The sequence below is a fragment of the Sphingomonas sp. HMP6 genome, from assembly GCF_013374095.1.
Lineage (GTDB): Bacteria > Pseudomonadota > Alphaproteobacteria > Sphingomonadales > Sphingomonadaceae > Sphingomonas.
In genome coordinates this window covers 3,222,030-3,235,831 of sequence record NZ_AP022672.1, presented here as the reverse complement: position 1 = coordinate 3,235,831, position 13,802 = coordinate 3,222,030, and the positions used below count along the sequence as shown (strand labels likewise).

The 13,802-nt window shown below is 67.6% G+C and carries 14 protein-coding genes and 1 tRNA gene; 10 read left to right on the top strand and 5 right to left on the bottom strand.

What is annotated here, in order from left to right:
- Positions 1-42: 42 nt before the first annotated feature.
- Entirely contained in the window at positions 43-363 is a 321-nt protein-coding gene (locus tag HMP06_RS15830) for a hypothetical protein (protein ID WP_176497940.1), read from the bottom strand.
- A 187-nt stretch (positions 364-550) separates the two neighbouring features.
- Here HMP06_RS15830 and infA point away from each other — a divergent pair, with 187 nt between their 5' ends.
- The 6 genes from infA to HMP06_RS15800 all read left to right on the top strand — a co-directional run bounded on the left by infA (position 551) and on the right by HMP06_RS15800 (position 3,588).
- Positions 551-769 (top strand): translation initiation factor IF-1, encoded by a 219-nt coding sequence (infA, locus tag HMP06_RS15825; RefSeq protein ID WP_010162480.1) that lies wholly within the window; start codon positions 551-553, stop codon positions 767-769.
- Between the two features lie 191 nt (positions 770-960).
- Positions 961-1,530: a Maf family protein gene (locus HMP06_RS15820; protein WP_176497939.1), complete on the top strand. Its 570-nt coding sequence runs from the start codon at positions 961-963 to the stop codon at positions 1,528-1,530.
- A complete protein-coding gene (locus HMP06_RS15815; protein ID WP_176497938.1) occupies positions 1,523-2,512 on the top strand; it encodes a ribonuclease in 990 nt (329 codons plus the stop codon). The genes HMP06_RS15820 and HMP06_RS15815 overlap by 8 nt, the downstream gene beginning before the upstream one ends.
- Positions 2,512-2,697 carry a DNA gyrase inhibitor YacG gene (locus HMP06_RS15810; RefSeq protein ID WP_176497937.1) on the top strand — a complete coding sequence of 62 codons (186 nt, stop codon included), beginning with the start codon at positions 2,512-2,514 and terminating at the stop codon, positions 2,695-2,697. Before HMP06_RS15815 ends, HMP06_RS15810 begins: the two co-directional genes overlap by 1 nt.
- 30 nt (positions 2,698-2,727) lie before the next feature.
- A tRNA-Phe gene (locus HMP06_RS15805) sits at positions 2,728-2,803 on the top strand.
- Positions 2,804-2,835: 32 nt separating this feature from the next.
- Entirely contained in the window at positions 2,836-3,588 is a 753-nt protein-coding gene (locus HMP06_RS15800; protein ID WP_176497936.1) for an SDR family NAD(P)-dependent oxidoreductase, read from the top strand.
- Here the strand turns inward: HMP06_RS15800 and HMP06_RS15795 are convergent.
- From HMP06_RS15795 to HMP06_RS15780, 4 genes are read right to left on the bottom strand one after another with little or no spacing between them, the layout of a single operon-like run.
- A complete protein-coding gene (locus HMP06_RS15795) occupies positions 3,579-4,496 on the bottom strand; it encodes a crotonase/enoyl-CoA hydratase family protein (RefSeq protein ID WP_176497935.1) in 918 nt (305 codons plus the stop codon). The genes HMP06_RS15800 and HMP06_RS15795 overlap by 10 nt on opposite strands.
- Complete coding sequence (locus HMP06_RS15790) at positions 4,484-5,104, bottom strand: Isoquinoline 1-oxidoreductase subunit (protein WP_197940704.1); 621 nt, start codon at positions 5,102-5,104, stop codon at positions 4,484-4,486. The genes HMP06_RS15795 and HMP06_RS15790 overlap by 13 nt, the downstream gene beginning before the upstream one ends.
- Positions 5,101-7,254, bottom strand: coding sequence for a xanthine dehydrogenase family protein molybdopterin-binding subunit (locus HMP06_RS15785; protein WP_176497934.1), 2,154 nt, complete (start codon positions 7,252-7,254; stop codon positions 5,101-5,103). The genes HMP06_RS15790 and HMP06_RS15785 overlap by 4 nt, the downstream gene beginning before the upstream one ends.
- Positions 7,251-7,730, bottom strand: a complete 480-nt coding sequence (locus HMP06_RS15780; protein WP_176497933.1) for a (2Fe-2S)-binding protein — start codon at positions 7,728-7,730, stop codon at positions 7,251-7,253. The genes HMP06_RS15785 and HMP06_RS15780 overlap by 4 nt, the downstream gene beginning before the upstream one ends.
- A 155-nt stretch (positions 7,731-7,885) precedes the next feature.
- Here HMP06_RS15780 and HMP06_RS15775 point away from each other — a divergent pair, with 155 nt between their 5' ends.
- The 4 genes from HMP06_RS15775 (at position 7,886) to HMP06_RS15760 (ending at position 13,802) form a co-directional block, all read left to right on the top strand.
- The gene (locus HMP06_RS15775; RefSeq protein ID WP_176497932.1) at positions 7,886-10,357 is read left to right on the top strand and encodes a DegT/DnrJ/EryC1/StrS family aminotransferase; all 2,472 of its coding nucleotides are present in this window, start codon (positions 7,886-7,888) and stop codon (positions 10,355-10,357) included.
- Positions 10,354-11,421: a glycosyltransferase family 2 protein gene (locus HMP06_RS15770; protein ID WP_176497931.1), complete on the top strand. Its 1,068-nt coding sequence runs from the start codon at positions 10,354-10,356 to the stop codon at positions 11,419-11,421. The genes HMP06_RS15775 and HMP06_RS15770 overlap by 4 nt, the downstream gene beginning before the upstream one ends.
- A 72-nt stretch (positions 11,422-11,493) precedes the next feature.
- Positions 11,494-12,501, top strand: a complete 1,008-nt coding sequence (locus HMP06_RS15765) for an aldo/keto reductase (protein ID WP_443026518.1) — start codon at positions 11,494-11,496, stop codon at positions 12,499-12,501.
- Entirely contained in the window at positions 12,498-13,802 is a 1,305-nt protein-coding gene (locus HMP06_RS15760) for an N-succinylarginine dihydrolase (RefSeq protein ID WP_232089739.1), read from the top strand. Before HMP06_RS15765 ends, HMP06_RS15760 begins: the two co-directional genes overlap by 4 nt.

Genomic DNA, 13,802 nt, shown 5'->3' with positions numbered 1-13,802 from the left:
CGGATAGGCGGGATGCCCTTTGCATGCCCCTCGTTCGGGGTATCAGTCGTCCTTGACGCCGACGGTCGGGACGTCGATCGTCGCTTTTTCGGTCTTGATCTTGGGAACGTCGACCGTCGTCTTGGACGTGCCGACGACGACTTCCTTCGACTTCATGTTCACATCGGGCAATGCGCCGCCCTTGGCGCTGACCTTGACGTCGGGCAGCGCGCCACCCTTCACGTCAGCGCTCCAGAAGCCGGTCGCGAACAGCAAGCCGACCACGATCAGCACCGCGACGACGATGCCGCCGATCAGCATGCCGCTGTTGCTGCGCCGTTCGACGGTCGTCGTCGTGCCGTCGGTGTTGCGATAGTCTGCCATGGTGAAGCTCCCTTTTCGTTTCGTTGAAGGCACAACCGCGATCGCCGCGAATCGTTCCGCCGCGAACTGTTTGGATTCGATTGCGATTTCCGCGCGCGTCGGACCGCGCTTCCCTTTTGCGGCGCCGTCGGCTATGCGCCGCGCTCACGAATTCGTCCCACGATCCCAATTGTCCCCAGAGGTTTGTTTGGCAAAAGAAGAACTGCTCGAAATGCGCGGCCAGGTGGTGGAGCTTTTGCCCAACGCCATGTTCCGCGTGAAGCTTGAGAATGATCACGAGATCCTCGGTCATACCGCCGGCAAGATGCGCAAGAACCGCATCCGTGTGCTGGTGGGCGACGAAGTGCTGGTCGAACTGACCCCGTATGATCTGACCAAGGGGCGGATCACGTACCGGTTCAAGTGATGGGCCGGTTCAAGTGATGGGCCGGTTCAAGTGATGGGCCGGTTCAAATAAGTGGCGCGCCCCGGGATTGAACCGGTGAGCGCTCCCCTCTTCCCGTTCGGGCTGAGCCTGTCGAAGCCCTGCGCGCCACACGCCGCGCCTTCGCCTGTTGAGAGCCGCCCTTCGACAGGCTCAGGGCGAACGGAGTTGCTTTGACCCTCATCCTCGCCTCCACCTCCCCCCGCCGCGCCGAGCTCCTCGCGCGCCTCGGTGTCACGCCGACGCGCATCGCCGCGCCCGATGTCGACGAGAGCCCGCTCAAGGCCGAGTCCCCGCGCGTCTATGTCCAGCGCGTCGCGCTCGCCAAGGCGCACGCCGTCCCCCGCGCCGCTGGGGAGGTCGTACTGGCCGGTGACACGACGATCGCGCTCGGCCGCCGCATCCTGGGCAAGGCGGAGGACGACGCCACCGTCCGCCACATGCTCGGTCTGCTCTCGGGCCGCCGCCACCATTGCCTGAGCGCGGTGTGCGTCATCGCCGCCGACGGCACCGTCCGCACCCGCCTGTCCGACACGATCCTTGCGTTCAAGCCACTCTCGGCCGCCGAGATCGACGGCTATGTCGCGTGCGGCGAGGGCCTGGGCAAGGCCGGCGGCTACGCGATCCAGGGCCGCGCCGAGGCGTTCGTGCGCTTCCTCTCGGGGTCGCATTCGGGCGTGATCGGCCTGCCGCTGTTCGAAACCCGTGCGCTGTTGCTGGCGTCAGGTGTCCAGCTTGGCTGAGTGGCTCTACGAAGCCGGCATCGGCGAAGCTCGCGCCGCACTGGTCGAGGACCGCACGATCCTTGAGGCCCGGATCGAACTCGACAGCCCCGTCGCCCCCCGCATCGGCGCGATCCTCCCCGCCCGCCTGGTCGAGATCACCGTGAAGGGCCGCGAAGGCCGCGTTGCCTATGAGGGCGGGGAGGCGATGCTCTCGCCCCTCCCCCCCGGCATCACCCAAGGGGCGGCGCTGACGGTCGAACTCATCCGCGAAGCCATCCCCGAACCCGGCCGCCAGAAGCTCCCCCGCGCCGCCCCCGCCGAGGCAGGCACCCCGCCGCGCGATGGCCCCACGCTACTCGAGCGCATCACCGCAACCGGCACCCCCGTCCGTCCCTGCCTGCCGCACCAGCCCGATGCGTTCGAATCCGCAGGCTGGTCCGAAGTGCTGGAAGAAGCCCTCACCGGCGACATTACCTTCGCTGGCCCCCCCAATGTCCTGGCCGGCGGCGCGCTGCGCATGTCCCCGACCCCGGCGATGACGCTGTTCGACGTCGACGGCCATCCCCCGCTCGAACCGCTCGCGCTCGCCGCCGCGCATGCCGTCGCCGCTGCGATCGTGCGGCTCGATATCGGCGGGTCGATCGGCGTCGATTTCCCGACGCTGCAGGGCAAGGCCGCGCGCGCCGCGGTCGACGCTGCGATCGACGCCGGGCTGTTCGAAGGTGGGGCGCAACCGTTCGAACGCACCGCGATGAACGGCTTCGGCTTCGTCCAGATCGTCCGCCGCCGCACCCGCGTTTCGCTCCCCGAACTGCTCCGCGCCGATCCCGCCGCCGCCGAGGCCCGCGCGCTGCTCCGTCGAATCGAGCGCACGCCGCCGCCCATCCCCGCCACCCACACCGTCGGCGCCCGCGTGGCCAAGGCGCTCCACGCCAATCCGCACTGGATCGCCGAGCTTGCGCGGCGTACCGGCGTGGCTCCCGTGTTCGAGGTGCGATGATGGCGCGTTCCAAACCCTGCCCACTCTGCGGCAAGCCGCCCTCGGCAGCGCATGCCCCATTCTGCTCGCAGGGCTGCCGCGACCGCGACCTGCTGCAGTGGCTGGGGGAGGGCTATGCGATCCCGGTTTCGACTCCGCCCGGCGAAGAAGAAGATGGGCTGGACACCACGCCAGAGCGTGACTAAGAGGCCGCTCCCCCGGAGTTATCCGGGTGTGCCCGAGTAGCTCAGTTGGTAGAGCATGCGACTGAAAATCGCAGTGTCGGTGGTTCGAATCCGCCCTCGGGCACCATTTCCTCATGCGACAGCGGCGGAGTTATGGTGATGCGTACGGCCTTCATCACAGGCGGCACGTCGGGGATCGGCGAGGCTGCGGTGCGCGCCTTCGTGCGCGCGGGCTGGCGCGTGGTAACCACTGGCCGGCGGGCGGAACGACTGAACGCTTTGCACGAATCACTGGGTGATTCGCTCCATACCCTCAACGTCGACGTCCGCGACCGCGCCGCGATGGACGCGGCGATCGCTGGCTTGCCGGAGGCGTTCGCCCGGATCGATCTGTTGATCAACAACGCCGGTCTGGCGCTCGGCACCGCGCCCGCGCAACAGAGCAGCCTCGACGATTGGCAGACGATGATTGACACCAACGTCTCGGCGCTGGTCGCGGTGACGCGCACGCTGCTGCCGCGCCTGATCGCGGCCAAGGGCGCGATCATCAACCTGTCCTCTGTCGCGGCGACCTATCCCTATGCGGGCGGCAATGTGTATGCCGGGACCAAGGCGTTCGTCCGGCAATTCTCGCTCGGCTTACGCGCCGATCTCCACGGCACCGGCGTGCGCGTCACCTCGATCGAGCCGGGGATGGTCGAGACCGAATTCACCGTGGTGCGCACCGGCGGCGATCAGGCGGCGTCGGACAAACTCTATGGCGGGGTCGAGCCGATGACCGGCGACGACATTGCGGCGACGCTGCTGTGGGTCGCCGAATTGCCGGCGCACCTCAACATCAACACGCTGGAATTGATGCCGGTCAACCAGTCGTTCGCCGGCTTCGCGGTGGCGCGCCCCGCTCAGCCGTAACGCGGCTCGTCGAACCACGGTGCGAAGGTGTCCCACGCATCGGATACCGCATCGGGGAACACGGCCGCGCGTTTCTCCAGGAAGGCGCTGACGCCCTCCTTGGCATCCGCACTCGCCCCACGTGCCCAGATCGCACGGCTCTCGATTTTGTGCGCGTCCATCGGATGCGTCGCGCCGAGGCCAGCGTAGAGCATCTTGCGCATCAGCGCGATCGACACCGGTGCGCCGTCGGCGGTCAGCCGTAGCGCCAGCGAGCGCGCCGCCGGGAGCAGATCGTCGGGCGCGTGGACACTCCGGACCAGCCCGCCACGCAACGCCTCGGCGACATCGAACACCGCGCCCGAATAACACCATTCGAGTGCTTGCCCGATCCCCACGAGCCGCGGCAGGAACCAGCTCGAACACGCCTCGGGCACGATCCCGCGCCTGCCGAACACGAAGCCGAAGCGCGCCGCCTCGCTCGCCAGGCGGAAATCCATCGGCAGCGTCATCGTCGCGCCCACCCCGACCGCAGGCCCGTTGATCGCGCCGATCACCGGTTTCTTCGAGGCGAAGATGCGCAAGCTCAGCAGCCCGCCGCCGTCGCGCACCGCGGGGTGGGCGTAATCCACGCTGCCATCGGCGCGCACCGGCGAGTCGGCACCGTTCCACCCGCCGCTCGCATCATAGTCGAAGGTCGCCGCCCCGCCCGAGAGATCGGCCCCCGCACAAAAGCCCCGGCCCGCGCCGGTCACGATCACCGCGCGAACCGAATCATCGGCGTCGGTCGCATCGAACGCCGCGATCAGATCGGCCAGCATCGCCGGGTTGAAGGCGTTGAGCTTATCGGGCCGATCCAGCGTGATCGTGGCGATGCCCTCCGCGACCTCCAGCCGAATCGTGGTGAAGGCCGGCGTCACGCCGGGCACTTCGCCCCGCTATCGACCCACGCCTTGGTCAGCGCGCCGAACTGCGCTTGCGTGCCGGGTGCCGGGATGCGGCCCAGGCCGGGATGCCAGCCCCAGCCGACCAGTTCGTCGTTGCCATTATGCTCGATCAAATCGGTCAGCGACTTTCCGCCGTTGCGCGCACGGTCCTTGATCTGCACGCAGATTGCCCCGAGCGATTTGCCCTCCCACGCCATCGACGCAGGCGCGAGCGCCCAATGCGGCGCGCCCGGCATGCTGCCGCTGCCATTGGCGAATTTCACATTGGCATCGCCGTGGCAGGTCGCGCATTCGAGGCCCGCCGCGCCATGCCCGTCGACACCCCGGATCACCGGTGGATTGTGCGGCGTCATCGCCTCGCCCTGATTGGGCCGGTCGCTGCGCGGATGGCAATTGAGGCAGCGTGGCGACTGGATCACCTTGCCCATTTCGCCGAACAAGGCAACCGAGCGCTTGGCGGGATCGGCGATCGACGCGAATGCAGCAGGGTCCTTTAGCGTCGTCGGCGCAGGCGTCGCGGGGCGCGCGATCAGGGCGACCGGCACGGCCAGCACGGCCACGACCAAAGCGAGCGTATTGCCGCGCATCATGCATTCTCCGAATGGGCGAAGGGCAGTCGCGTGACGACTTTGCCGGTCAGCTTGCGCCAGGCGTTGGCGACCGCGGGGGCGATCGGCGGTAGGCCGGGCTCGCCGATCCCGGTCGGGTTCGCGGTCGAGTTGATGATCGCTACCTCGACCGCGGGCATCTCGCCCATGCGGAGCGAGCGGTAGGTGTCAAAATTCGACTGTTGCACAACGCCACCCTCGCCCAGCGTGATTTCGGCATAGAGCGCATGGCCAAGGCCAAAGCCGACCCCACCCTCGATCTGCGCGCGGATCACGTTGGGGTTGATCGGCACGCCACAATCGACCGCCGCCCACACCTTGTGCACGCGCGGCAGCTTGTCGGCGCCGACCGAGACCTCGGCAATCTGCGCGACGTACGACCCGAAGCTTTTGTGGAACGCCACGCCGCGCGCGCGACCGCTCTTGGCCGACAGCCCGCCCGCCAGTTCGGCCACCCGCTTGAGCACCGCCTTGGCACGATCGTCTTTCATGATCGCGATGCGGCCTGTGATCGGATCCTGCTTGCCGAGCTCGAACAGGCGATCGAGGAACGTCTCCATCACGTACGCCGTGTGGGTGTTGCCGACCGAGCGCCACCACAAGGTAGGCACGCCGTTCTTCAACTCGTTCGCCCCGACCCGGATCGCCGGGAAGGCGTAGGCACTGCCGGTCAGCCCCTCGACCATCGCTTCATCGAACTTGGCACTGGGGTTGAAGAAGCCAGTGCCGCGCATGAACGACTGCCCGGCGACGACCGCATCGAGCCCGACGATCTTGCCCTTGGCATCGACCCCGCCCTTGATCGTATGGACGATCAGCGGACGATAGCGCCCGCCGCGAATATCATTTTCACGCGTCCAGACATGCTTGACCGGCGTGGTGCCGCCAAAGGCCTTGGTCGCCATCGCCGCTTCGACCGCATTGCCCATGTCGGGCGTCGCGCGCCGCCCGAAGCTGCCGCCGGCATATTGTTCGTGCAGCGTCATGCCTTCGAACGGAACGCCGAGCACCTTGGACACCGCCGTCGTATCGCCGACCTGAAATTGACTGCCGGCGTAGAAATCCGCGCCGCCCGCTCTGGGTTCGATTACGGCGTCCATCGTCTCCATCGGCGCATGCGCCAGGAACGGGAAGACATAGGTCGCCTCGATCCGCTTGGCGGCGGCAGCAAGTGCTGTCGCGACATTACCCTCGGCCTCGCACTCGACTCCCGGCGTCGCCGCCGCGGCGACATATTGCTTGACCATCGTGTCGGTCGATCGCGTTTCCGCCTTCGACAGATCCCAATCGACTTTCAGCGCCGCGCGGCCCTTCATCGCCGCGAAGGTATCCTTGGCGTAGACGACGACGCCCTGCGGGATCGTCTTGACCGCGACCACGCCCGGGATGGCGAGCGCTGCGGCATCGTCGACCTTAGCGACCGTGCCGCCGAACGCTGGCGCGTGCTCGATCACGCTGACCACCATGCCGGGCCGCTGCACATCCATCGTGAATTGCGCGGTGCCGTTGGTCTTGACCAGACTGTCGAGCTTGGGCGTATCCCGACCGATCAGCGTCCATTGCGCGGGCGTCTTGAGCGTCGGCTTTTCGGGCACCGGCATCGTCGCGGCCGTCGCGGCGAGCTCGCCGAAGCTCGCCTTCTTTGCGCCGTGGCTGACGACGCCCTTGGCCACCTTAACCTCGGCGGCGGGAACGCCCCAGGTCTTGGCGGCAGCGGCGACCAGCATTGCGCGTGCTGAAGCCCCGGCGTTGCGCATCTGCATCCAGCTATTGGACATCGCGGTCGATCCGCCGGTGCCCATCGTGCCGAACGCGAGGTTCTTGTACAGCGGATCGTTGGCGGGGGCGAAGGCGATGCGCATCTGGTCCCAATCGGCATCGAGTTCGTCCGCGACGATCGTCGACAGGCCGGTCGCCGGACCCTGGCCGAATTCGACATGCTTGACGATCACGGTGACGGTGTTGTCGCTCGCAATCCGCACGAAGGCGTTGGGGGCGAACGGCGTTACCTCCCCGCCCGGAGCCGCCTTGGCCGCCGCCTTGCCCATCGGCAAAGCGAGCCCGATGACGAAGCCCGAACCAGCGAGGAAATCGCGACGGCTGGCCACGGGAATTTTGGTGGGCGCGTTCATGCCGCTGTCTCCACCGACGCTTTGACGTTTTGGGCGGCATCCTTGATCGCCTGGCGAATGCGCACATAGGTCGCGCAGCGGCAGATGTTGCCCGCCATGCCGTGGTCGATATCGGCGTCGGTCGGGCTGGGCTTGGCCGCCAGCAATCCGATCGCCGACATTACCTGACCCGATTGGCAGAAGCCGCATTGCGGCACGTCGATCGCGACCCAGGCGGCCTTCACCGCCTCGGCGGTCTTGCCCGTCGCGCCCTCGATCGTTGTGACGCTGCGCCCGGCAACGCTCGCGATTGGCGTCACACAGGATCGGCGGTTCTTGCCGTCGAGATGCACCGTGCACGCGCCGCATTGCGCGATGCCGCAGCCATATTTGGTGCCGGTCAGCTGCAAATGATCGCGGAGCACCCACAGCAAGGGCGTGTCGGGGTCTCCGTCGAACCGGGCGGCAGCCCCGTTGAGCGTAAATTCGGTCGCCATCGCGCGTCTCCCTGTATGTACCCGGATACCCTGCACCGGGGTATCGGCGCAACCGAAAGGTAGTGTATTGCAACGGATATAGCATGTGTAACCGGATTTTAGGGGCCAGCGGAGCAGAACGCGCGGGTTGATCCTCAATCAGGCTCTGCCACGTTATGCGCTATCCCTTGATCGCCCCCAATCCTCCCCGCCTGAGCCAACAGGTCGAGGCGCTGCGCCGCGTCGAGGACTCGGGCATCTTCAGCAACAACGGCCCGGAGGTCCGCGCGTTCGAGGCGGAGGCAACCGCGAAGCTGTTCGGCGGGCAAGGCGCGTGTCTTTCGGTCAGCAACGCGACGCTCGGCCTGATGATCGCAATCCGCGAGGCGGCGGGCGAGCAGGTCACGGGCCGCTTCGCGCTGATGCCGGCACTCACCTTCGCGGCGACCGCGCAAGCGGCGCTGTGGGCGGGCCTCACCCCTTTGATTTGTGACATCGACCCCACCGATTGGACCGCGAGCGCGGCCGCCGAGGAACGCTTGCTGCGCGACTATGGCGACCGGATCGCGGTCATGCTGCCCTACGCCACCTTCGGCACCGCGATCGATCTCGACCGCTATGCCTGGCTGCAACGCGAACATGCCGTCGGCGTGGTGATCGACGCCGCCGCCTCGCTTGGCACGCTCGATGACGGGGGCGCCGGGTTCGGCACCGGTGCGCCTTTCGCCACCGTCTATTCGATGCACGCCACCAAAACCTTCGCGGTTGCCGAGGGCGGGCTGATCCATTCGGGCGACACGCGGCTGATCGACCGGCTGCGCGCGATGACCAATTTCGGGTTCGAGGCGGGACGCAGCGCCACGCTGCCCGGAATCAACGCCAAACTGCCCGAAGTCATCGCGGTGATGGCACGCGCGAAGCTTACCCAGATTGATGCGGTGTGCGACCACCGCGCCGCGCTCGAAGCGGCCTACCGCGCTGAACTCCAGGGCGTTTCGTTCCAGGCGGGACAGGGCCAGCGTCGCGCGAGCCAGTTCATGCCCGTGCTGCTGCCCGAAAGTCTCGCCCACCGCCGCGATGCGATTGGCGCGGCGCTGGAGGCGGACGGGATTGGGTCAGGCCGCTATTTCAGTCCGCATCTGGGCGAACAACCGCTGTTCCGCCGCACCGCGACGATCCTGCCGACGCCGGTCGCCGATGCCGTGGCCGGGCGGTCGCTGTCGCTGCCGATCACCGATGCGATGAGCGTTGCCGACGTCGCGGTGATCGCCATCGCCTTCAACCGCATCCTCGCCGCCGAAGCGCGCGTCCCCGCCCGCCCGCGCGCCAACCCGATCGCATCGCTGTTGGTCGTGGGCGGGGGGCCGGCCGGCACCGCAATGCTCACCGCCGCGAGCAAGCGCGGGCGACTGGCCGAACTCGCCGCGTCGGGCCTGGTCATCGCCGAACGCGATGATTCGCTCGGCGAGGGGCGGATCGGGCGTTATGCCATTACCTCCGACTCCACCGCCGAGACCTTCCTGAGCGCGGTGAAGGACAATCCCCATGCCGAACTGGCGGCGCTGGCCGATCACCCCACCGGCCGCGCTGTCGGCCATTATGTCGGCGCGCTCGGTGTACCTTTGGTCGAAGCAGGACCGTTCGTCCGCGCGACGGGGGAGCGGCTCCACGCGCTCGTCTCGCAAAATGGCGGTACGGTGCTGACCGGGCATGAAGTGCTCCACACCACGCGCACCAACGGCGGTCTGTGGTCGAGCCGGATGCGCCGCCGCGCCGACGGCCATGAGTTTGACCAGCTTTCCAGCGCCGTGCTGATCGCCACCGGTGGCCACCAGCCGATTGACCGGCTCGCCGCACAGCGCGTCGGGGGCGTCTCGCTGGTGCAGGAAGTGGGCGACCGGCTGATGCAATCCGACGAGGCCCTCGCCGTCGGCGGACCGCAAAGGATCGTCGATCTGCTCTCGACCAAGCGCAACCCGAAGATCGTCGTGATCGGCGGATCGACCAGCGCGATCGCGACGATCGTGCTGCTGCTCAAGACGCAGGCGATCCCGCTGGGGGCAGGCGCGATCACGCTACTGCATCGCCGTCCGCTCCGGCCCTTCTACCCCACGCCGGAGGCGGCGCTGGCCGAGGGCTTCACCGATTTCGGGCCCGACGACATCTGCCCGGTCAGCGGCTTCGTCTATCGTTTGGCAGGCTTCCGGCTAGAGGCGCGCGATCTCGTGCTGCGCCAACTGCGCGTCGATGGCCGCGTGCCCGATCCGCGGCTGAACGTGCATCAAGTGACCGGCGATGAAGATGCCGTCGCGCGCACGCATCTGGCCGACGCCGACCTCGTTATCGCGGCACTCGGGTATCGCCCGCGTGCGCTGCCGGTTCATGAGAGCGATGGCCGCATGATTCCGCTCGCGGCGCAGAATGGCGGGGCGATGGTCGATCGGCATTGCCGCATCATGGACGCAAGCGGCGCGGCAATCCCGGGCCTGTACGGCATCGGTCTTGCCGCCGGCTTCGTGCCGTGGGGCAAGCTTGGCGGCGAAGCGAGCTTCTCGGGCCAAGCTAATGGGCTGTGGCAATGGCAGAACGATGTCGGTGCGATGATCGTCGATCAAGTGCTGGGCGACGCAGCGCGCGCGGTCGCATGAGCGTCCCCACAATCAGCGTCCTGATGGCGACCTATAACGGCGCCGCGCTGGTCGGCGAGACGATCGCGTCGCTGCAAGCGCAGAGCTTCGGCGACTTCGAACTGATCGTGGTCGACGATTGTTCGACCGACGATACCGTCGCGGTAATCGAGGCGTTCGCCGATCCGCGCATCCGCGTGATCCGATCGCCCGTCAACCGGCGCGTCGTGCTGACCCGCAACGCCGCCTTTGCCGAGGCGCGCGGGCGTTACATCGCCGCACTCGACCATGACGATCTGTGCCATCCCGATCGCTTCGCGCGGCAGGTCGCCTATCTCGACGCGCATTCCAAAATCGTGCTCGTCGGCACCGCCGCCAATGTCCTGTCCGACGGCGCGATCCTGCCCTCCTCGCTCGCGCCGCTATCGACTCCGCCGGTGATCGAGTGGCTGCTGCGGATCGAAAACCCGCTAGTCTGGTCCTCGGTCATGATGCGCGCCGATACGGCGCGCCGGCTCGATCCGTTCCAGCGCCCCGAGTTGGTCTATGCCGAGGATTTCGACCTGTACCACCGGATCAGCGCCTATGGCGGGATCGCGCGGCTCGATGAAGAACTGATGACCTATCGCCGCCACGGTGGCGGTGCCTCGCAGACACAAGCCGAGTCGATGCGCGCGCGCGCTGGCGATGTGCTCGCCGGAGTCTATGCCCCGCTGTTCGGCGATGCGGCGGCAGAGACCGCGCATCTGATCGTCCGCCATGTGATGAGCCAGCAGCCAGTCCCCGACCGCGCGACGCTGGCGGCGGTGGGCGAGGCGCTCGTGCGGCTGCAGGACGACTTCCTCGAGTTGCACCGACCCGATCCAGAAAGCCGCAGCCTGATCCGCTGGGAGACCGCGCGGCGCTGGGCACGGATCGGGCGCGCAGGCTTGCGTACCGGCGCGTTGAAGCTCGGCGATGCGACATCGGTGCGGCCGGCGCATCTTGGGCTCGGCTATGCGGGAATCGAGGAACTGATCCTCTCACGCCTCGTCGGCAGCGTCCGCGCGGCACAGCGCCGTCTTGGAAAGCGCGACGCCGCCTGAGCGGCGCGCATGGACACCGCCCCGCGATGGGCGGTACAGCCCGATCATGCCATCACGATCGAGGCGAGTTCTTTGACCTATCCGCAGCGTACCCTCGGCCCGTTCACCGTGTCGGCAATCGGTTTCGGGTGCATGAACCTGAACCATGCCTATGGCACGCCGCCCGACACCCCGACCGCGATCGCCGTGCTCAACACCGCGCTCGACCTCGGCTGCAGCTTGCTCGATACAGCGGCGCTTTACGGCGGCGGCAATAACGAGCGGTTACTGGCGAAGGGCGTGATGCACCGCCGTGCCGAGTTCACGCTGGCGAGCAAATGCGTGCTCGACATGATCGACGGCAAGCGTGCCCTCGACGGATCGCCCGCCGCCATCGCCAAGACGGTGGAGGGCTCGCTCGCGCGGCTCGGCACCGATCATATCGACCTCGTTTACCTCCACCGGCTCGACAAGCGCGTCGCGATCGAAGACTCGGTCGGCGCGCTGGTGCGGTTGAAGGAAGCAGGCAAAATCGGCGCGATCGGCCTGTCCGAAATGTCGGCCGCGACGATCCGCCGCGCGCACGCCGTCCACCCGATCGCCGCGGTGCAGACCGAATATTCGCCCGCCGTGCGCAATCCTGAGGTGGCGGTCCTGGCCGCTTGCCGGGAACTCGGCATCGGCTTCGTCGCGTTTTCGCCGGTGGCGCGCGGGTTGCTGGCGGGCGCGGTGCGGGATGACCAGTATGAAACGGGTGACATCCGCGCGATGATGCCGCGTTTCGTTGCGCCGTGCTTACCGCGCAATCTCGAAATTGTCGCACGCTTCGACGCGATCGCCGCTGAGGCCGGGCTTACGCCTGCACAGCTATCGCTCGGCTGGGTGCTGGCGCAAGGCGAGACGATCGTGCCGATTCCCGGTACCCGCAGCATCGCGCATCTGACCGAGAATATGGCAGCCGCGACCAAGCCGTTGGGCGAAGACGTGCTGGCGGCGGTCGATGCGCTGTTCCCGCCCAACGCGCTCGAAGGCGCACGCTATCCTGCGATGATGCAGGCGCAGATCGATACCGAAATGCTGGCGGGCGAAACGCTCGCGTGAGAGGAAAGACCGTGCGCGAGATCAATTTCGACGGCCTCGTCGGCCCGAGCCATAATTATGCCGGGCTGTCGTTCGGCAACCTCGCCGCGACGAGCAACGCGGGTGCTGTCTCCGCCCCGCGCGCGGCGGCCCTGCAGGGCATCGCCAAGATGCGTCGCATGCTCGAACTCGGCCTGCCGCAGGGGCTGCTGCTCCCGCACGACCGGCCTGCCGCGACATGGCTGCGCGAGCTTGGCTTTACGGGCGACGATGATGCCGTGCTTGCCGCCGCCTGGGCGCAGGACCCCGCGCTGCTCGGCAATGTCTGCTCGGCCTCGGCGATGTGGACCGCCAATGCCGCGACCGTCTCGCCCGCGCCCGACACCGGTGACGGTCGCTGTCACCTCTCGGCCGCCAACCTCTCGACGATGCTGCATCGAAGCATCGAGCATCGCCAGACCGCGCGGCAACTTCGCCTGGCCTTTGGCGACGCCGCGCATTTCACGGTCCACGATGCCCTGCCCGCCGCACTCGGCGATGAGGGTGCTGCCAACCACATGCGGATGACGGCGCAGCACGGCGCACGCGGGATCGAGCTGCTCGTTTATGGCGAACGGAGCGCGAGCGGCTTCCCCGCGCGACAGCACCGCACCGCCAGCGCCGCCGTGGCGCGGCGCCATGGGCTCGACCCGGCGGACGTCCTCCTCGTCCAGCAAAGCGTCGCGGCGATTGCGGCGGGGGCGTTTCACAACGATGTCGTTGCGGTCGCGAACGAAACCGTCCTGTTTGCGCACGAACAGGCGTTCGAGGATCCGGCAGCGGTCCATGCCTTCATCCGCGCGCGCCTGCCCGAGGCGGTGATTGTCGAGGTTCCGGCGGCGCTTGTGTCGCTCGAGGCCGCGATCAAGTCGTATCTGTTCAATTCGCAACTGGTAACCTTGCCCGATTCGACGATGGCGCTGATCGTGCCGAGCGAATGCCAGGAGACACCCGCGGTGTGGGCGTGGCTGCAGAAACTGATCGCCGGCAACGGGCCGATCCGCCGCGTCGAAGTGCTGACCTTGCGCGAATCGATGCGCAATGGCGGCGGCCCAGCCTGCCTGCGGTTGCGTGTCGTGGTGGACGAGGCCGCGCACGCCGCGATCGACCCGCGCTTCCTGCTCGATAAGGCGCGGTGCGACCTGCTCGCGGCGCTGATCGAACGCCACTGGCCCGAACGGATCGCGCCGGTCGATCTCGGCGACCCCGCCTTGTGGCGGCAATGCCGCACCGCGCGCGCCGCGTTGCTGGACACGCTCGGATTTGCGCCGACCGAGGTTTGA